Origin of the sequence: Pseudooceanicola marinus (assembly GCF_002786295.1) — a bacterium.
In the GTDB taxonomy this organism is placed as follows: domain Bacteria; phylum Pseudomonadota; class Alphaproteobacteria; order Rhodobacterales; family Rhodobacteraceae; genus Pseudooceanicola; species Pseudooceanicola marinus.
In genome coordinates this window covers 218,172-236,892 of sequence record NZ_PGTC01000015.1, presented here as the reverse complement: position 1 = coordinate 236,892, position 18,721 = coordinate 218,172, and the positions used below count along the sequence as shown (strand labels likewise).

Here is an 18,721-nt window from a genome sequence, read left to right as displayed (position 1 = left end):
GGAGAACTCCTGGGGAGGAGGGGTCCATCATGACCGACATGACAGAGGTCCGGCTGCGCGCAGCGCAGGTTCCGGACGAGATATTCGTGACCTTCGGCAAGGTGATCGCGGAGAACGGCGCCCGCCTGGGCGACCGCCCGGCGGTGACCGACGAGACCGGCACGATGAGCTGGGCCGACTTCGCCGCGCTGGCCGCACGGATCGCCGGGCGGCTGGCCGAGCGCGGCATCGGGCCGGGCCATCGCGTCGCCTCGCTGTCGGAAAACTCCGCCGCGCACCTGGCGCTTTACGCGGGCGTTCTGTCGGCGGGGGCCTGCATGGTGCCGCTGCCCTTCTCCGCCTCGGACGAGGCGCTGGCGAAGATGCGCGCCGATTGCGGGGCGGAGCTGCTCTTCACCTCCGCCCCCCAGGCGCCCCGCGCTGCCGCCCTGGGCGCCGAGGTCGTGACCCTGGAGGATCTGCACGCCTGGGCCGCGGGCCCCGAGGCCGCGCCCCGTGACGTGACCCCCGATGATCTTTTCGACATCATCTATTCCTCGGGCACCACCGGCACGCCCAAGGGCATCCAGCACGAGCACCGCTTCCGCTCGCGGCAGTTCGGGCGCTTTACCGTCTTCGGGCTGGACACGGAGGCGGTGCAGATCATGTCGACCCCGCTGTATTCCAACACCACCCTGGTCGCCGTTCTGTCGGGCCTGGTGGGCGGCGGGCACGTGGTTTCCATGGCCAAGTTCGACACCCTGGGCTTCCTCGATCTGGCCGCGCGCCACCGCGCCACCCACGCCATGCTGGTCCCTGTCCAGTACACGCGCCTGATGAAGGAGCCGCAGTTCGACAGCTTCGACCTGTCGGCCTTCCAGTGCAAATTCTCGACCTCCGCCCCCTTGCCCGGCGTGCTGATCAAGCAAGTCATGACCCGCTGGCCCGGCAACCTGGTGGAGTTCTACGGCATGACCGAGGGCGGTGTGACCACGGTTCTGGATTGCGCCGCACACCCCGACAAATGGGACACCGCCGGTATCGTGCCCGAGGGCAACGAGGTGAAGATCATCGACGAAGAGGGCCGCGAGCTGCCCCCCGGCGAATTCGGTGAAATCGTGGGCCGTTCGGGCTCCATGACGCCGGGCTACCTGAACCTGCCCAACAAGACCGCCGAACTGCTGTGGCGCGATGCGGCAGGTAACGATTTCATCCGCACCGGCGACATGGGCCGGCTGGACGAGGACGGCTTCCTGCACCTCATGGACCGGCGCAAGGACATGATCATTTCCGGCGGCTTCAACGTCTATGCCGCCGATCTGGAGGCCGTGTTGCGCCACCACCCGGCAGTGGCCGACGTGGCCGTCATCGCCGTGCCGTCGGAGGACTGGGGCGAGACGCCCCTTGCCCTGGTGGTGCCCGAAGGCAGCCCCGATCCGGAAGAGATCCGCACCTGGGCCAACGCCCGTCTGGGCAAGCTGCAACGCATTTCCGAGGTCGAGTTCCGCGACCACCTGCCCCGCTCCGAGATCGGCAAGATCCTGAAGCGCGAATTGCGCGTGCCCTACTGGGACGCGGTGAAGACGGCGGAGGAGGTCTGAGCCATGCCCGCGATCACACGTTTTGACGGCAAATATGCCATCGTCACCGGCGCCGCCTCGGGCATCGGGCGCGCCACCGCCGCGCGGCTGGCCGAGGAAGGCGCCCGCGTGCTGCTGCTGGACCGCAACGCCGAGGCGCTGGCCGAGGCCGTGCCTACAGGCGACCACCTGACCCGCACCTGCGATGTCTCGGACGAGGCACAGGTGGCCGAGGCCGTGGCCTTCGCCCAGGCCCACTTCGGTCGCATCGACGCGCTGGCCAACAACGCCGGTATCATCTGCGACCGCTCGCAGATCACCGAGACGGACAAGGCCACCTGGGAACGCACCCTGGGGGTCAACCTGATCGGCGCGGCGATGATGCTGAAGCATGTGGGCAAAGTCATGCAGGCCCAGGGCACCGGCGCCGTGGTCAACACCGCCTCGGTGGCGGGAATCCGGTCCGGCGCGGGGGGCAATGCCTACTCCGCCTCCAAGGCCGGGGTGATCTCGCTGACCATGACCGCGGCCTGTGACCTCGGCCAGTACGGGGTGCGCGTCAACGCCGTCTGCCCCGGGCTGATTGAGACCGGCATGACCGCCCCCGTCTTCGACTATGCCCGCGAGCACGGCAAGGAAGACCGCCTCGGCGCACGGGCCGAGCTGCGCCGTTACGGCCACCCCGAGGAGATCGCGGCGGCCATCGCCTTCCTCGCCTCCGACGATGCCTCCTTCATCACCGGGCAGGCCCTGCCGGTGGATGGCGGCAATACCGCCTCGCTGAACCTGCCGGGGATGAAGGTATGACGACGCGCCACCACGCCCACTGGCCCCCGGGCCTGCCGATGGACTTCCCCCTGCCGCAGGAGTCGGTGGCCCTGAACCTGGAACGATCCGCCGCCCGCGTGCCGGACCAGACCGCGCTGAGCTACCACGGCCACCGCCTGAGCTATGCCGAGCTGAACGACGCCGTGCAGCGCCTGGCCGGCTGGCTTCAAGCCCATGGCGTTCAGAAAGGCGACCGTGTCCTGCTCTACATGCAGAACGCGCCGCAATACGTCATCGCCTATTACGCCATCCTGCGCGCCGATGCTGCCGTGATCCCGGTGAACCCGATGAACCGCCAGGCCGAGCTGGAACACCTGGCCCGCGATACCGGCGCCCGGGTGGCGATCTGCGGCACCGAGCTGCTGGCCCATGTGCAGCCCCTGGCCGAGGCTGGTCTGCTGGATCACATCCTGGCCGCCGCCTATGCGGACATGGCCGACCCCGACCACGACATCCCCCTGCACGACACGCTGCGCGGACACAGCGACGAGGCCGCCCGTGGCCCCGGCACCCTGCCCTTCCGCGCGGCCCTCGCCGCCGATCACGCCCCCGGGCCGATCACCGCCGGGGCCGAGGATCTGGCAGTGATCCCCTATTCCTCGGGCACCACCGGCCACCCCAAGGGCTGCGTGCACACCCATGCCTCGGTCCAGGCGACGATCCACGGCGGCGCCGCCTGGAACCCCTCCGAGGAAGAGGACGAGGTGCATCTGACCACCCTGCCCCTGTTCCATGTGACGGGGATGCAGAACGGCATGTCGATCCCGATCCTGAACGGCCAGGAGATCGTGCTGATGTCCCGCTGGGACCGGGCGGCCGCCTGCGCCCTGATCCACCGCCACCGGGTGACCCGCTGGCGCTCGATCGCGACCATGGCCATCGACCTGTTGCAGGTGCCGAACCTCTCGGACTACGACCTGACCTCTCTGCGCGGCATCGGCGGCGGCGGGGCGGCCATGCCGGAGGCGGTGGCGGGGAAACTGCACGCGCTGACCGGGCTGGACTATATCGAGGGCTACGGGTTGTCGGAAACCATGGCCGGCACCCACATCAACCCGACCCACCGACCGAAACGGCAATGTCTGGGCATCCCGGTGATGGGCGTCGACAGCCGGGTCATCGACCCCGATACGCTGGAAGAACTCCCCCCCGGCGAAACGGGCGAGATCATCACCCATGCGCCGCAGGTCTTCCGCGGCTACTGGAACCGCCCCGAAGAGACCGCGGCGGCCTTCATCGAGCGCGACGGCAAACGCTTCTTCCGCACCGGCGATCTGGGCTATCATGACGAAGAGGGCTACTTCTTCATGGTCGACCGGGTAAAACGGATGATCAACGCCTCCGGCTTCAAGGTCTGGCCGGCAGAGGTGGAAGCCCTGATGCACGGCCACCCGGACCTGGCCGAAGTCTGCATCATCGGCACGCCCGATCCGCGCCGTGGCGAGACGGTGAAGGCCCTGGCCGTGCCACGGGCAGGCGCCGAGGGCCTCAGCGAGGCCCGGGTGATCGACTGGTGCCGGAGCCAGATGGCAGCCTATAAATGCCCGAAATCCGTGGATTTCGTGGACAGCCTGCCGAAATCCGCCTCCGGCAAGGTGCTGTGGCGGGAACTGGCGGAAAAAGAGGCGCGCCGGGACAGCGGGCCGGTCACTTGACCATGCGGCAGGCGGGGTGCCTTGACCCTCCGGCTGCCGCTTTGTAGCTGCGTCGAGACGCGCATCGGGGATATGAGTACATGCGGAAACGGGTAAGCGAGACGGGGACCGAGGCAGAGAAGGGCGATGGCGACCGCCAGTTCGTCACGGCGCTCTACCGGGGTCTGGAAATCCTCAAGGCCTTCCGCCCGGCGGACAAGGCGGGGCTGGGCAATTCGGAACTGGCCGAACGCACCGGCCTGCCCAATTCCACCGTGTCGCGCCTGACCTTCACCCTGCTGAAATCCGGCTACCTGGTCTATGATGAGGGCACGGGCCGCTACCGCATGGGCCTGCCGGTGCTGTCTCTGGGCTATGCCTGCCTGGCCGGCATGCAGGTGCGCGAAACGGCCCAGGTTTACATGCAGAAACTGGCCGACGATTGCGGCGACGGGGTGCTTGTCGCCTTGGGCGGGCGCGACGACATGGCGGTGACCTATATCGCCGCGGCGCGCTCCGAAGGGGTGATCTCGCTGCAACTCAACGTCGGCTCGCGCATCTCGCTGGCGCGCTCGGCCATGGGGCGGGCCTATATCGCGGGCACCCATGAGGCCGAACGGGCCGAGATCCTGGACCGCATCCGTGACCGCTACGAGGGTGACAAGCTGACCGAGGTGCTGCGCGGCATCGAGGACGCCCAGGACCAGATCGCGCGCAAGGGCTTCTACGCCAACTTCGGCGACTGGCAGCGCGACGTGCACGCCGTTTCCGTGCCCTACCGCTCGCCCCAGCCCGACACGCCGATGCTGGCCTTCAACCTGGGCGGCTACGCCTTCTCGCTGACCCGCGACCGGCTGGAGAACGAACTGGGCCCGAAACTCGTGGACCTGTCGCGCATGGTCAGCCGCACGGGGTACTAGGCGCGCGTTCCGCGTCCCGTTTGCTCGCGCGCGTTCCGCAGTATCTTTTGCTCGCGCGCGTTCCGCGCGACCCTGCTCCTATCCGATGGCCCAAAATACTCTCGGGGGGAGACGCCCCAAAGGGGTGGCGGGGGGCCGACGGCCCCCTCTCCGACCTCGCCCCCCTTGGCTCCCGATCGCAGGGGGCGCTGCCCCCGCCCGCCTGCGACGGCCACCCCCGGAGTATTTTCGGCTGCCGGATAAGATAAGCCCGCCACCGCCGGGCGCGCCTCTCTTTCCCTATTCGATGGCCAAAAATACTCCCGCCGGAGGCATCGGCCGCAAGGCCGACCCCCCGTGCCCGCTCAGGGCACCAGCGCGATCTTGCCCGTGGCGCCGCGCCCCAGAACCCGGGTCAGCACGCTCGCCGCCTCGGTCATCGGGTAACGCCCCTCGATCAGCGGCTTCACCCGGCCTTTGGAATACCAGTCCAGAAGCTCGACCATATTGGCGCGATAGGCCTCCGGCTCGGCCCGGGTCCAGTTGCCCCAGAAGACGCCGACCACCGCATATTCCTTCACCAGCGCCAGGTTCACCGGGAACTGCGGGATCTCGCCGCTGGCAAAACCGATCACCAGTAGCCGCCCGTTGCGCGCCATGAACCGCGTCGCCGCATCGAAGGCAGCCCCACCGACGGGATCGTAGACCACATCGGCGCCGTGGCCGTCGGTCAGCGCCTTCACCTCGGCCTTCAGATCGTCATAGCCGATGGCGTGGTCAGCGCCGTTCTCCAGCGCGATGGCGCGCTTTTCCTCGGTGGAGCATACGGCGATCACCTTTGCCCCCATCACCTTGCCGATCTGCACCGCCGCGATCCCGGTGGCGCCAGCCGCGCCGAAGACCACCAGCCAGTCCCCTGCCGCCAGCGCCCCGCGCTGTTTCAGCGCATGGTGCGAGGTGCCATAGGCCACCAGCAGGGCGCAGGCCTCCGCGGCATCCATCCCCTCGGGCAGCGGCATGCAGCGCGCGGCGGGGCAAACCGCCTTCTCCGCGTAGCCGCCCATCTGCACTGCCGCCAGCACCCGGTCGCCCGGCGCCAGGCCGTTGACGCCTTCGCCAACGCTCTCGATCTCACCTGCGACCTCCATCCCCGGGGAAAAGGGACGCTCGGGCTTCACCTGGTAGAGGCCCTGGACCAGCAGGCCGTCGGGGTAGTTCACCCCCGCAGCCTCGGTGCGGATCAGCACCTCGCCGGGGCCGGGCCGCGGGTCGGCAACCTCCTCCCAGGCCAGGTCCTCCAGCGGACCAAATTCATGACAGACGATGGCTTTCACGTCGCGCCTCCCTTGTGATTCGCGCCCCGCGTCTCCCGCGCCGGGCCTCTGCCGCCAGACTAGGGCAGGCGCCCGGATATAGCATTGAAAACGCTACGGAATGCGCGGAGATTCACCGAAAATCGGCGCCGCGACGCAGCAAATCGCCCGGCATTTCCGACGGGCGGAATTAAAACGGAAAAATATTCCGCAGACGCTGCGTCGCCCTTGGGGGCGCCCCGGCGCGAGGTTACATTTCTCCCAGATAGTTCTGGGAGGAGAACCGCCATGGAAGGCATGATGATGCACCGGCCGCTGCTGGTGTCGAATATTCTCGAATACGGCATGAACGCGCACCGCAAGGCGGGCATCACCTCGGTCCGGACCGAGGGGGACATCCATTCCTACACCTACCCCGAAGCCGGCGCGCGCATCGCGCAGCTGGCCCACGGGCTGCGCCGCAGGGGCGTGCAGATCGGCGACCGCGTGGCGACGCTGGCCTGGAACGGCTACCGCCACTTTGAGCTGTATTATGCAGTGGGCGGCATCGGCGCGATCTGTCACACGATCAACCCGCGCCTCTCGGCCGAGCAGCTGATCTACATCGTCAATCACGCCGAGGACAAACTGCTGTTCCTCGACACCACCTTCGTGCCAGTGATCGCCGCCGTGGCCGAGCACCTCCCCGACGACCTGACCTTCGTCATCATGACCGACCGGGCGCACATGCCTGACACCCCCTTCGACGCGCTCTGCTACGAGGAGCTGCTGGAGGGCGAGGAGGAGGCGATCGCCTGGCCCGAACTGGACGAGAACACCGCCTGCGGGTTGTGCTATACCTCCGGCACGACGGGCCATCCGAAGGGCGCGCTCTATTCCAACCGCTCCTCCGTGCTGCATGCCCTGACCCTGGTGGTCAGCCAGAAGCGCAGCTTCGAGGAGGGCAAGCCGATCCTGCCCGTGGTGCCGCTGTTCCATGTGAACGCCTGGGGCCTGCCCTACGTGGCGCCGATGATCGGCGCCTCGCTGGTGATGCCGGGCCCCGCGCTGGACGGGCCGAGCCTGTTCAAGCTGATGGACCAGGAGAAGGTCTATTCCGCCTGGGGCGTGCCCACCGTCTGGATGGGCCTGCTGGGAGAGATCAAGGCCCAGGGTCGCATCCCCGAAGGCTTCGGCGACGTGGTCATCGGCGGCTCCGCCGCGCCGCGCTCTATGATCGAGGCCTTCGAGACGCGCGGCGTGGCGGTCGGCCACGCCTGGGGCATGACCGAGATGTCGCCCATCGGCACCCACGGCTGTCTGCCCGCCTGGATGGAGGAGCTTCCCTTCGAGGAGCGCATCGACGCCAAGACCAAACAGGGCCGGCGGTGCTATGGCGTCGACCTGAAGATCGTCGACGAGGACGGTAAGGTCCTGCCCCAGGACGGCGAGGCCGTGGGCGAGCTTTACGTGCGCGGCAATGCCGTGGTCGCGGGCTATTTCCGCAACCCCGAGGCCAGCGCCGACAGCCATGACGCCGACGGCTGGTTCGCCACCGGCGACGTGGCCTCGGTCGATCCGGACGGGTTCCTGTCGATCCAGGACCGGGCGAAGGACCTGATCAAGTCGGGCGGCGAGTGGATTTCCTCGATCGACCTGGAAAACGCCGCCACCGCCCATCCGGCGATCGCGCAATGCGCCGCCATCGGCGTGCCGCACCCCCGCTGGGACGAACGCCCGGTGCTGGTCGCCGTGGCCGCCGGCGAGGACCGCCCCACGGCGGAGGACCTGCACGAGCTGCTGTCGGAACATTTCGCCAAGTGGCAGATGCCGGACGACATCATCTGGCTGGACAGCCTGCCGATGACCGCCACCGGCAAGGTGTCGAAACTGACCCTGCGCAAGACGCTGGGCGATTACCAGCACCCGGATCTGCGCGTCAGCGCCTGATCCCGGTCGCCAGGGCCAGACAAGGGGGCGTCCCGCGGGGCGCCCCTTTTGCATGACGGACATGGCCGGGCGCCATGGGGCGGCGATTGACCGGCTCCGCCCCGGTTGCTAGGCCCGGGGCGCGTCGGGACGACCCGGCGCCTGGTTCTCATCCCGGGACGGCCCGGCCCCTGGAACGGAGGTCAGGTCATGCCCTGGCTCTATCTCACCCTCGCCGGTTGCCTGGAAATCGTCTGGGCCAGCTTCATGAAGAAGTCCGCGGGTTTCACCCTGCTGCTGCCCTCGATCATCACCCTTGTCACCATGATCGCCAGCTTCAGCCTGCTGGCGCTGGCCATGCGGTCGCTGCCCCTGGGCACGGCCTACACGGTCTGGACCGGCATCGGCGCGGTCGGCGCCTTCGCCGTGGGCGTTCTGTGGATGGGCGAGGCGGTGACGCCCCTGCGCCTGCTGGCCGCCCTGCTGATCCTGTCAGGGATCGTGCTGATGAAGCTGTCGGGCGGGGAGCAGTAGGCGAGACAGAGGGCGCGCCCATTTCGGGCCCGTGATGGGAGCAGGTGCCTCGGAGCCAAAAGCCCCGAGGTCGTGATCGCTACAGACTTGGGGCTACGCCCGGGTCCGGCGGGGCTCCGCCCGTGAAACCCCCAAACCTTCCCCCCGGAAGGTTTGCCGCGCGCAGCGCGGGTCGTTGGGGGCTCCGCCCGTGAGTTTCCCAAACGCTCCCCCGGAGCGTTTGCCTCGGGGCCCCAGGCCCCGAGGTCCGGAAGGGCTCCGCCCGTGATTTGCCCAAACCCTCCCCCGGAGGGTTTGCCCGGGCCTAGCCCGGGTCCGGCAGATCACACCTCCAGCCATTCCTTGCGGATGTCCTCGCGGGTGGCGAAATCGGCGGGGGTGCCGCCGTAGACGATCTCGCCATGGCCCATGACATAGACCCGGTCGGCGATCTTCAGCGCGATGGACAACTTCTGTTCCACCAGCAGGATCGACACCCCCGCCTTGGCGATCTCGGCGATCATCTCGCCCACCTGTTGCACGATCAGCGGCGCCAGCCCCTCGGTCGGCTCGTCGATGATGATCAGCTCGGGATCGCCCATCAGGGTCCGGCACATGGTCAGCATCTGCTTCTCGCCGCCCGACAGCACCCCGGCGGCGTTGTCCGCGCGGCGGCCGAGGTTGGGGAACATCTCCAGCATCTGGTCGATCGTCCACTTGCCGGGGCGGCGCATGTTCTTGATCCCCAGCATCAGGTTCTGGCGCACGGTCATCGTCGGGAAGATGTCCCGGCTTTCCGGCACGTAGCCCAGGCCAAGGCGGGCGATGCGGTGATTGGCCATGCCGCCGATCTCCTGCCCCTTGAACCGGACGGAGCCGACGGGCACCACCTCACCCATGATCGCCTTTGCGGTGGTGGACCGACCCACGCCGTTGCGGCCGAGAAGGGCGATCACCTCGCCCGGCATGATCTCCAGGTTGACGCCGTTCAGGACGTGGCTCTTGCCGTAGTAGGCATGCAGATCCGTCAGCTGCAGCATCGGTTCGGGGTTCGCGTCCAGGCTCATGCCACGCCCTCCAGTGCCTGGGCATCTTCGCCCAGATATGCTTCGCGGACCTTGGCATCGCCGCGGATTTCCTCCGGCGTGCCGGTGGCGATGATCTCGCCATAGACCAGCACGGAAATCCGGTCGGCCATGCCGAAGACCACGCCCATGTCGTGTTCGACGATCAGCAGGGTCTTGCCCTGGCTGGCCTTCTCGATCAGCGCCACGGCGCGGTCGGTTTCCGAATGGCTCATGCCCGCCGTGGGTTCGTCCAGCAGGATCACCTCCGCCCCGCCGGCGATGGTGATCGCGATCTCCAGCGTGCGCTGATCGGCATAGGGCAGCGAGGCGGCCGGCAGGTTCGCCTTGTCCAGCAGCCCCACTTCGTCGAGGATCTGCGCCGTCTTCTGCGACACCTCCTTCAGGTTGCCGATATTGCGCCAGAAGCTCATGCCGTAGCCCATGGAGTAGAGGACGCCGCAGCGCACATTCTCCCGCACGGTCATGTTGGTGAAGATGTTCGACACCTGGAAGGACCGCGACAGCCCCATCCGGTTGATCTCGAACGGGCGCTTGCCCGAGATCACCTCACCGTTCAGCTTTACCTCTCCCGACGACGGGAAGAACCGCCCCGAGATCAGGTTGAACAGCGTCGACTTGCCCGCCCCGTTGGGGCCGATGATCGCATGCCGTTCCCCCTTCTCGATCTGCAGGTTCACCCCCTGGATGATCTTGGCGGGGCCGAAGCTTTTCCTCAGGTCCTTGAGTTCGAGGGCCAGGGTCATTTGCCACCTCCCTTCGCGGCGCGGCGCAGGGCGAGGATGCCCAGCACCAGGGACAGGATGCCGATCACCCAGGTCAGCGGGTTCTCGACGGTCAGTTGCAGGCCGAAGGGCTCGAACACCTCGCCGTAGCCATCGGACCAGCGGAAGGCGACCTCGACAATGGTGATGATCGCGGCCCCCACGAGGGCCAGCCCCATGAGGCGCAGCATCCAGGTGCGCCACATCTCGCCCGCGCGGCCCTGGCGGATCGTGTCGGCGGTGCCGTAGACGATGCCGGCGATGCCGTCGGGCAGGAACATCACCACGCAGACGAACATCAGGCCCAGGTACAGCAGCCAGCCGGCGGTGTAGTCGGAAAGGTTGCTCCCCATGTAGGTCATCACGATGGCGCCCATGATCGGCCCGGTGAAATAGCGGATCCCGCCCACGTAGGTGGCGATCAGGATCGCGCCCGAGGGGATCAGCGACAGGTTCTCCGGGGTGAAGATCTCGTCCTGCACGGCCGACATGCCGCCCGCCATCCCCGCGAAGGCGCCTGCGAAGATGAAGACCAGGTAGCGCACGCGCTGCGGGCTGTAGCCCACGAATTCCACCCGTTCGGGGTTGTCGCGCGTGGCCTCCGACAGCTTGCCCAGGGGGGTGCGGGTGAAGGCATAGGTGCCCAGCACGCCGATGAAGGTCCAGAAGGCGATGAACCAATAGACCTCGTCCACGGGGCCCAACGACAGGCCAAACAGCTCCGGCCCGTTCATCCGGTCGCCCGAGATGCCCATCTCGCCGCCGAACAGGCTGTCGAACATGAAGCCCGCGGCGGCCACCAGCTCGGCCACGCCGAGGGAGATCATGGCAAAGGGCGTACCCGCGCGGCGACACGACGGCCAGCCGATCACGGCCCCGGCCAGCGCGCCCGCGCCAAAGCCGAAGGCGGGCATGGAGAACATCGGGACCGAGCCCCAGATGCCGGTGCCCTCGGCGATCCAGTTCATCACGTGAACCGCGAAGTAACCGCCCAGCCCCATGTAAACCGCATGGCCGAAGGACAGAAGGCCCGCACGCCCCAGCAGCATGTTGTAGCTCAGCGCGAAGACGATGGTGATGCCCATGTGATTGAGCAGGGTCACCATGCTGCGCGAGGGGTTGAACAGCGGGATCACCAGCAGGACCACCGCAAAGAGGATCAGCGGCACGGTCCGCTGGCGGAACTTGTCGCTGCGCGAGGGTTCCAGCGCAGCGTGGGATGCAGTCATGTCGGTCATACTTCACGGTCCCCCATGAGGCCACGCGGGCGGATCATCAGGATCAGCACCAGCAGCAGGAAGGGCAGCATCGGCGCCATGGAGGCGATGGTGATCTCGCCCAGTTCGGTGTCGGCCCCCAGGCCGATGAAGCCGAAGATGTCGGCCAGCGAGGCATTGATGGAAATCGCCGATGTCTGCAGCAGGCCGATCAGCATGGCGGCGATGAAGGCGCCCTCCAGGCTGCCCAGGCCGCCGACCACCACGACGACGAAGACGATGGGCCCCATTTGCACGGCCATGGCCGGATCGGTGACGAAGTAGTTGCCGCCGATGACCCCCGCCAGACCGGCCAGCGCGCAGCCCGCGCCGAAGACCGTCATGAAGATCAGCGGCACGTTGTGGCCCAGGCTGCCCACCATGTGCGGGTGGCTCAGCGCGGCCTGGATGATCAGGCCCGCGCGGGTCTTCTTCAGCAGATACCACAGCGCCACCAGCATGAAGGCCGCAACGAAGAGGATGAAGATCCGGTAGGCCGGGTATTGCGCCCCGTAGAGGGTGAAGAGCGGGAAATCCAGGATCTCGGGCACGCGGTAGTTCACCGCCGTGCGCCCCCAGAAGATCTTCACCAGCTCGTCGATCAGATAGGCCAGGCCGAAGGTGAACAGCAGCTCCGCCACATGCCCCTGGGCATGGACCTTTCGCAGGCCATAGCGTTCGACCAGCATGCCGACGCCGCCGACCAGGACCGGCGCCAGGAACAGCGCGATCCAGAAGGAGGTGCCCTCAGTGATCGTGAAGGCCAGGTAGGCCCCCAGCATGTAGAAGCTTGCATGGGCGAAGTTCAGCACGCCCATCATCGAGAAGATCAGCGTCAGCCCGCTGGACAGCATGAAGAGCAGAAGCCCGTAGATCGCGCCGTTGAGCAGCGCGAAGACCAGAGTTTCCATGAGAGAGGTCCTGTCTTGTCCCACCCCGCCGTCCATCGGCGGATGGGCGATGTCACGGCTGGGAAGACCGTCCGTGACATCGCGGTTGCAGTGGGGAAGGGCTTAGTCGGGCCGTTCCATTTCACAGGTGGTGGGCGTCTCCGCCGCGTCAGCCGGGATCACGCCACCCTCGACCAGGCGCCAGCCCAGGTTGGTGTTGTCGACCGGGTAGGTGACATCCGCCGCGACGGTGGTGATGTAGAGCGGCTGTTGCAGCTGGTGATCCTCGGCGCGCATGGTCGCGGCGCCATAGCCACCCTCGACCGACATCCCTTCCAGGGCATGGGCCACGGCGATGGGATCGTTGCTGCCGGCTTCCTCGGCCGCCTTGTCGAACATGTCCAGCGTCACGAAGGCGCGGTGGTAGTAGTAGTCGTAGTCGGGGAACCGCTCCTTGTACTCTTCCACCAGGGCGTTCTGTTCATCCGAGACGTCCTCCATGTTCGCCGCCAGTTCGGAGACCTGGTACAGCGTGTCGATCGCCCCTTCGCCCAGGGCCGCCACGGCTCCGTTCGAGCCGCCATAGAAAGTCAGGTATGGAATTTCCTGGCCCGCATCGGCGGCGGCCTTCACCAGCAGGGTCATGTCCTGGCCCCAGTTGCCGGTGATCACTGCATCGGCGCCGGAGGAGATGATCTTCTGCACGTAGGGGGTGAAATCCTTCACCTTCGCCAGCGGGTGCAACTCGTTGCCGACGATCTCGATGTCGGGGCGTTTCTCGGCCAGCTGGGTCTCGGCGGCATGAGCCACGGCCTCGCCGTGCACGTAGTCCTGGCCGATCAGATAGACCTTCTTGATGTCCTCGCGAGAGGCGATCCAGTCGGTGATCCCGTTCATCTTCATGTCCGTATGGGCATCGAACCGGAAGTGCCAGAAGCTGCAGGCCTCGTTGGTGAACTCCGGCGTGACCGCGGCATAGTTGAAGAATAGAACCTCTTCCCCGGGGTTCCGCGCGTTGTGCTTGTTCACCGCGTCGATGATCGCCGAGGCCACGGACGAACCGTTGCCCTGGATGATGTAGCGCGCACCTTGGTCGATCGCCTTCTGCAGCTGGACCAGCGATTCCTTCGGGCTGATCTTGTTGTCCAGGCCCAGGATCTCGATCATGTCGCCGTTCACGCCACCGTCGGCGTTGATGTGCTCGGCGGCGAGGACGAAGCTCTGGTAGGCGGGTTCACCCGAAGAGGCCATGGCACCCGACAGCGGGTCGATGAAGGCCATCTTGAGGGTGTCGGCCTGCGCGGCCTGAACGGCGCACAGCGACACGGCAGCCGCAAGCGCGGCTTTCACGGTCGATTTCATAATGTTCTCCTCCCTAGATGGAAAACAGGGTATGCAGGCCCCGCCTTCCTGCCAAGGATCAAAAGACCTCGACGGCGGCTTGTCAAGCAATGTGTGAAATTCTATTCTGCAATGCGAAAGACAAACCGTTGGGGAGGACGGTATGCTGCAGCACAGCGACGACCCGGACACGTTCCGGGCCAATATTTCCTCATGGATCGAGGCCCATTGCGCCCCCGAGCTGCGGGCGATTCCCCGCACCGATCAGCAGATCTGCTGGGGCGGCAAACGCTTCGAATTTTCCAGTGCGGCGCAGAAGGCCTGGATGCAGGCGGCGGCGGAAACCGGCCTGTCGGCCCCTCGCTGGCCGATCGAGTACGGCGGCGCAGGCCTGTCGCGCCAGCAGGAGAAGGTCTACCGCGAGGAGCTGGCGCGGCTGAACGCCCCCACGCCCCTGGAAAGCTTCGGGTTGTGGATGCTGGGCCCCGCCCTGCTGGAATTCGGCACCCACGAGCAGAAGCTGCACTACCTGCCGCAGATCACCCGCGGCGAGATTCGCTGGTGCCAGGGCTATTCCGAACCAGGCGCGGGCAGCGACCTGGCCTCGGTCCAGACCCGGGCCGAGGACCGCGGCGATCACTGGGTGGTGAATGGGTCGAAGATCTGGACCAGCTACGCCGATCAGGCCGACTGGATCTTCGCCCTGGTGCGCACCGACCGCGAGGCGCCCAAGCATCGCGGCATTTCCTTCATGCTGATCGACATGACGGCCGAGGGCGTCAGCACGAAACCCATCCGCCTGATCTCCGGCGCCTCGCCCTTCTGCGAGACCTTCTTCGACAACGTGGTCGTGCCCAAGGAGGACCCCGCCGGCCTGTCGCGCATCGTGGGTGAGCTGAACCGGGGCTGGGACGTGGCCAAGCACCTGCTGACCCACGAACGCGAGATGATCGGCGGCGGCGCGCAAGGCCTGCTGGGCACCCGCTCGCTGGGCGCCTTCCTTCAGGATCTGGACGATCAGGTGCTGGCCGATCCGGTGCTGCGCACCCGAGCGATGGAGTTGGAGGTCGACAGCCTGGCCACCGCCATGACGCTCGACCGGTACAAGGACATGGCGAAACAGGGTGGCGTCGGCCATGCCTCCGCCATGCTGAAATACGCCGGCACCGAGCTGAACAAGCGCCGCTATGAACTCTTGATGTCGGTGACGGGCAGCGACGGGTTGGACTGGGACGGGGCCCATGGCGCCCTGCCCTCGGAATGGCTGCGCACCAAGGCCAATTCGATCGAGGGCGGCACTTCCGAAGTGATGCTCGACATCCTGTCGAAACGCGTCCTCGACCTGCCCAGCCAATAGGAGATCCAAGATGACCGCTTCTCTTGTGCCCTCCGGGGATGAAGTGATGCTGCGCGACAGCGCCCGGGCCTTTCTGGCAGAGGCCAGCCCGGTCAGCGCCCTGCGCGCCAACCGCGATGCGGGCCGCCCCTATGATCCGGGCCTGTGGTCCGAGATGGTGAAGATGGGCTGGGCCGGTGTGCTGGTGCCCGAAGAGGCCGGGGGTGCCGACATGGGCCACCGCGCCGCCGGCATCCTGGCCGAGGAGATGGGCGAAGTGCTGGCCGCCTCGCCCTTCCTGTCGTCCGCGGTGATCGCCGCCACCGCCCTGCGCGCGGCGGGCAGCGCGCGGCTGGCCGAGATTGCCGGGGGCGCGACCTATGCGCTGGCCCTCGACGAGACCTCGAAGTTCGCGCCGGAACGCAGTGGGTTGCAGGCCACCCGCGCCGGGAACGGCTATCGCCTGACGGGGCGCAAATGCTTCGTCGCCGATGGCGGCAGCGCCGACCGGCTGCTGGTGCTGGCCCGCACGGCAGGCGCCCCGGGCGAGCCGCAGGGCCTGACACTGTTCGACCTCGACGCCAGCCGCGCCGGGATCAGCCGCAGCCCCCGCGCCACGGTGGACAGCCGCGATCACGCCAACATCGACCTCGACGGGGTCGAGGCCACGGGCGAGGACGTGCTGGGCGAGGCCGACAATGCCATGGCCGTGCTGGCCCCCGCTCTGCGGGCCGGTCAGGCGGGGCTCTCGGCGGAGCTTCTGGGCCTGACCTCGGGCGCCTTCGGGATGACGGCGGCCTACCTGCGCGAGCGCCGCCAGTTTGGCCGCACCATCGGGTCCTTCCAGGCCCTGCAACACCGCGCCGCGCATCTGTGGTGCGAGATCGAGGTGACCGCCTCGGCCGTGGCCAACGCGGGCCGGGTGCTGGACGAGACACCGGAGGAGGCCGACCTGGCCGTCTCAGTCGCCAAGGCCCGCGCCACGCAGACCGCGAAACTGGCGGTCAGCGAAGGCGTGCAGATGCATGGTGGCATCGGCATGACGGACGAGTTCGACATGGGGTTCTACATGAAACGCGCCCGGGTGGGCGCCGAATGGCTGGGCGACTACGGCTATCACGCCGCGCGCGTCGCCGCCGCAAGGGGGTTCTGATGAGCTTGAAACCATCCGATCTGAACGATCTGACCGGAAAGGTGGCGCTGGTCACCGGCGGGGCCACCGGCATTGGTCGCATGGCCGCCGAAGGGCTGGTGGCCGCGGGCGCCCGCGTCCTGATCGCCTCGCGCAAGGGCGAGGCCTGCGAGGCCGCCGCAGAGGAGCTGAACGCGCTGGACCTGCCGGGCAGCGCCGAGGGCTTCGCCGGCGACGTGGGCCGCGAGGCGGGCATCGCGGCGCTGGCCAAGGCCATGGCCGCGCGCACCGGCCAGCTGCATATCCTGATGAACAACGCAGGCCGCACCTGGGGGGCGCCCTTGGGCGAGTTCCCCTATGACGCCTGGGGCAAGGTGCTGGATCTGAACGTCACCGGCATGTTCCAGCTGACCCAGGCCCTGCTGCCCCTGCTGGAAGCCGCCGCAACGCCGGACGACCCGGCCCGGGTGGTCAACGTGGGCTCGGTCATGGGCGAAATTCCCAAGGGCCAGGGCGCCTATTCCTACGCCACCTCGAAGGCGGCAGTGCACCACATGACCCGCATCCTGGCGAATGAGCTGACGCCTCGGGGCATCACCGTCAACGCCATCGCGCCCGGCCCCTTCATGTCCAAGATGATGGCCTTCGCCATCGGCCACGAAGAGGGGCGCCGCAAAACCGCCGCCACCGTCCCCGCCGGCCGCGTGGGCCGCGAGGAAGACGTGGCGGGCGTGCTGCAATTCCTCTGCGGGCGCGGCGGCAGCTACGTCTCGGGCGCGGTGATCCCGCTGTCGGGCGGGATGCAGGTCGCCACGGCCCAGGCCGCCTTCCTGGAGGACGCATGACCGAGCTTACCCTGGACGCGTACACCGCCCTGACGGGGCAGGAGTTGGGCGTGTCGGACTGGATCGAGGTCACCCAGGCCCGGATCGACGCCTTTGCCGACTGCACCGAAGACCGGCAATACATCCACGTGGACCCCGAACGCGCCGCCGAAACGCCTTTCGGCGGGACGATCGCCCATGGGTTCCTGACGCTCTCGCTGCTGTCGGCCATGGTCTACCAACTCCCCAGCATCACGGGGACAACCATGGCGGTGAATTACGGCATGAACCGGATGCGCTTCATCTCGCCCGTGCCGTCGGGCGCGCGCATCCGCGGTCGCTTCGTGCTGCAAAAGGTCGAGGAGATCCGGCCCGGAGAGATCCAGACCACCACCGAGGTCACGGTGGAGATCGAAGGGCAGGACAAGCCGGCGCTGGCCGCCGAATGGCTGGGCCGCAGATATTTCGGAGACAAGACATGAGCATTTCCTTCGAGGGCCGCGTGGCCATTGTCACCGGTGCGGGCGTGGGCCTGGGCCGCAGCCATGCCCTTGGCCTGGCCGCGCGCGGCGCCAAGGTGGTGGTGAACGACCTGGGCGTGGCCACCGACGGCACCGGCCAAAGCTCGGCCGAGGCCCAGGCGGTTGTGGAAGAGATCCGCGCGGCGGGCGGCGAGGCCATGGCCCATGGCGCCAATGTCACCGATGCCGCCCAGGTGAAGGACATGGTGGATCAGGCCGTGGCCCAATGGGGCAAGGTGGACATTCTGGTCTGCAACGCCGGCATCCTGCGCGACAAGACCTTCACCAAGATGGAGTTGGACGACTTCGCCAAGGTCGTCGATGTGCATCTGATGGGCTCCGTGGTGCCGACCAAGGCGCTGTGGGATCAGTTCCGCGAACAGAACTACGGGCGCATCGTCTATACCACCTCGGCCTCCGGGCTTTACGGCAACTTCGGCCAGGCCAACTACGGCGCGGCCAAGGCGGCGCTGGTCGGGCTGATGAACGTGCTGACCCAGGAAGGGGCCAAGTACAACATCCGCGCCAACCTGCTGGCCCCCACGGCGGCCACCCGCATGACCGAGGGCCTGCTGCCCGAGGAGGTGCTGAAGCTGCTGCGCCCCGAGACCATCACCCCGGGCCTTCTGACCCTGCTGCACGAGGACGCCCCCAGCCGAATGATCCTGGGCGCGGGGGGCGGCTGTTTCACCGAAACCCGCATTTACGAAACCCCCGGCCTCGCCTTTGCCGACGACGAGCTGGACCCCGACACAATCGCCGCCCGGATGGAGGAGATCCGTGCCGAAGAGGGCCAGGAGGTCATGCCGGGCGCCTTCGCCCAGACCCGCAAATACGCCGCCATGGCGGCGAAACTGCGCGGCCTCCAGCTGCCCGAATAACCCACGAACGACAGGCGCGGCCCCCGGGCCGCGTCCC

17 protein-coding genes are annotated in these 18,721 nt (G+C 67.5%); 11 read left to right on the top strand and 6 right to left on the bottom strand.

Going from position 1 to position 18,721, the window contains the following annotated elements; all coding sequences use genetic code 11:
* Window positions 1-29 precede the first annotated feature (29 nt).
* The 4 genes from CVM50_RS10400 (at window position 30) to CVM50_RS10385 (ending at window position 4,941) form a co-directional block, all read left to right on the top strand.
* Window positions 30-1,580: a class I adenylate-forming enzyme family protein gene (locus tag CVM50_RS10400; protein ID WP_085889057.1), complete on the top strand. Its 1,551-nt coding sequence runs from the start codon at window positions 30-32 to the stop codon at window positions 1,578-1,580.
* 3 nt (window positions 1,581-1,583) lie between these two features.
* Window positions 1,584-2,366, top strand: coding sequence for an SDR family NAD(P)-dependent oxidoreductase (locus tag CVM50_RS10395; RefSeq protein WP_198431889.1), 783 nt, complete (start codon window positions 1,584-1,586; stop codon window positions 2,364-2,366).
* Window positions 2,363-4,042 carry a long-chain-fatty-acid--CoA ligase gene (locus CVM50_RS10390; RefSeq protein WP_085889058.1) on the top strand — a complete coding sequence of 560 codons (1,680 nt, stop codon included), beginning with the start codon at window positions 2,363-2,365 and terminating at the stop codon, window positions 4,040-4,042. Before CVM50_RS10395 ends, CVM50_RS10390 begins: the two co-directional genes overlap by 4 nt.
* Before the next feature lie 80 nt (window positions 4,043-4,122).
* Window positions 4,123-4,941: an IclR family transcriptional regulator gene (locus CVM50_RS10385; protein WP_085889059.1), complete on the top strand. Its 819-nt coding sequence runs from the start codon at window positions 4,123-4,125 to the stop codon at window positions 4,939-4,941.
* Window positions 4,942-5,285: 344 nt separating this feature from the next.
* Here CVM50_RS10385 and CVM50_RS10380 read toward each other — a convergent pair whose 3' ends face one another.
* Window positions 5,286-6,254 carry an NADPH:quinone oxidoreductase family protein gene (locus CVM50_RS10380; protein WP_085889060.1) on the bottom strand — a complete coding sequence of 323 codons (969 nt, stop codon included), beginning with the start codon at window positions 6,252-6,254 and terminating at the stop codon, window positions 5,286-5,288.
* A gap of 267 nt (window positions 6,255-6,521) precedes the next feature.
* Between CVM50_RS10380 and CVM50_RS10375 the strand changes: the two genes are divergently transcribed.
* Window positions 6,522-8,162: a long-chain fatty acid--CoA ligase gene (locus tag CVM50_RS10375; protein WP_085889061.1), complete on the top strand. Its 1,641-nt coding sequence runs from the start codon at window positions 6,522-6,524 to the stop codon at window positions 8,160-8,162.
* Window positions 8,163-8,351: 189 nt separating this feature from the next.
* Window positions 8,352-8,675 (top strand): DMT family transporter, encoded by a 324-nt coding sequence (locus tag CVM50_RS10370; RefSeq protein ID WP_085889062.1) that lies wholly within the window; start codon window positions 8,352-8,354, stop codon window positions 8,673-8,675.
* A 323-nt stretch (window positions 8,676-8,998) separates the two neighbouring features.
* Here the strand turns inward: CVM50_RS10370 and CVM50_RS10365 are convergent, their stop codons facing one another.
* From CVM50_RS10365 to CVM50_RS10345, 5 genes are all read right to left on the bottom strand, one after another.
* Complete coding sequence (locus CVM50_RS10365; RefSeq protein ID WP_198431888.1) at window positions 8,999-9,721, bottom strand: ABC transporter ATP-binding protein; 723 nt, start codon at window positions 9,719-9,721, stop codon at window positions 8,999-9,001.
* Window positions 9,718-10,485 (bottom strand): ABC transporter ATP-binding protein, encoded by a 768-nt coding sequence (locus CVM50_RS10360; protein WP_085889063.1) that lies wholly within the window; start codon window positions 10,483-10,485, stop codon window positions 9,718-9,720. The genes CVM50_RS10365 and CVM50_RS10360 overlap by 4 nt, the downstream gene beginning before the upstream one ends.
* Window positions 10,482-11,741: a branched-chain amino acid ABC transporter permease gene (locus CVM50_RS10355; protein WP_085889064.1), complete on the bottom strand. Its 1,260-nt coding sequence runs from the start codon at window positions 11,739-11,741 to the stop codon at window positions 10,482-10,484. Before CVM50_RS10355 ends, CVM50_RS10360 begins: the two co-directional genes overlap by 4 nt.
* Window positions 11,738-12,670: a branched-chain amino acid ABC transporter permease gene (locus tag CVM50_RS10350; RefSeq protein WP_085889065.1), complete on the bottom strand. Its 933-nt coding sequence runs from the start codon at window positions 12,668-12,670 to the stop codon at window positions 11,738-11,740. The genes CVM50_RS10355 and CVM50_RS10350 overlap by 4 nt, the downstream gene beginning before the upstream one ends.
* Window positions 12,671-12,772: 102 nt before the next feature.
* Window positions 12,773-14,011, bottom strand: a complete 1,239-nt coding sequence (locus CVM50_RS10345; protein WP_085889066.1) for a branched-chain amino acid ABC transporter substrate-binding protein — start codon at window positions 14,009-14,011, stop codon at window positions 12,773-12,775.
* A 142-nt stretch (window positions 14,012-14,153) separates the two neighbouring features.
* Here CVM50_RS10345 and CVM50_RS10340 point away from each other — a divergent pair, with 142 nt between their 5' ends.
* The 5 genes from CVM50_RS10340 to CVM50_RS10320 are packed head-to-tail and all read left to right on the top strand — an operon-like array spanning window position 14,154 to window position 18,684.
* Window positions 14,154-15,347, top strand: a complete 1,194-nt coding sequence (locus tag CVM50_RS10340; protein ID WP_198431887.1) for an acyl-CoA dehydrogenase family protein — start codon at window positions 14,154-14,156, stop codon at window positions 15,345-15,347.
* A gap of 10 nt (window positions 15,348-15,357) precedes the next feature.
* Entirely contained in the window at window positions 15,358-16,479 is a 1,122-nt protein-coding gene (locus CVM50_RS10335; RefSeq protein ID WP_232618210.1) for an acyl-CoA dehydrogenase family protein, read from the top strand.
* Complete coding sequence (locus CVM50_RS10330) at window positions 16,479-17,303, top strand: SDR family NAD(P)-dependent oxidoreductase (protein ID WP_085889068.1); 825 nt, start codon at window positions 16,479-16,481, stop codon at window positions 17,301-17,303. The genes CVM50_RS10335 and CVM50_RS10330 overlap by 1 nt, the downstream gene beginning before the upstream one ends.
* Window positions 17,300-17,764: a MaoC family dehydratase gene (locus CVM50_RS10325; protein WP_085889069.1), complete on the top strand. Its 465-nt coding sequence runs from the start codon at window positions 17,300-17,302 to the stop codon at window positions 17,762-17,764. Before CVM50_RS10330 ends, CVM50_RS10325 begins: the two co-directional genes overlap by 4 nt.
* Window positions 17,761-18,684, top strand: coding sequence for an SDR family NAD(P)-dependent oxidoreductase (locus CVM50_RS10320; protein WP_085889070.1), 924 nt, complete (start codon window positions 17,761-17,763; stop codon window positions 18,682-18,684). The genes CVM50_RS10325 and CVM50_RS10320 overlap by 4 nt, the downstream gene beginning before the upstream one ends.
* Window positions 18,685-18,721 lie beyond the last annotated feature (37 nt).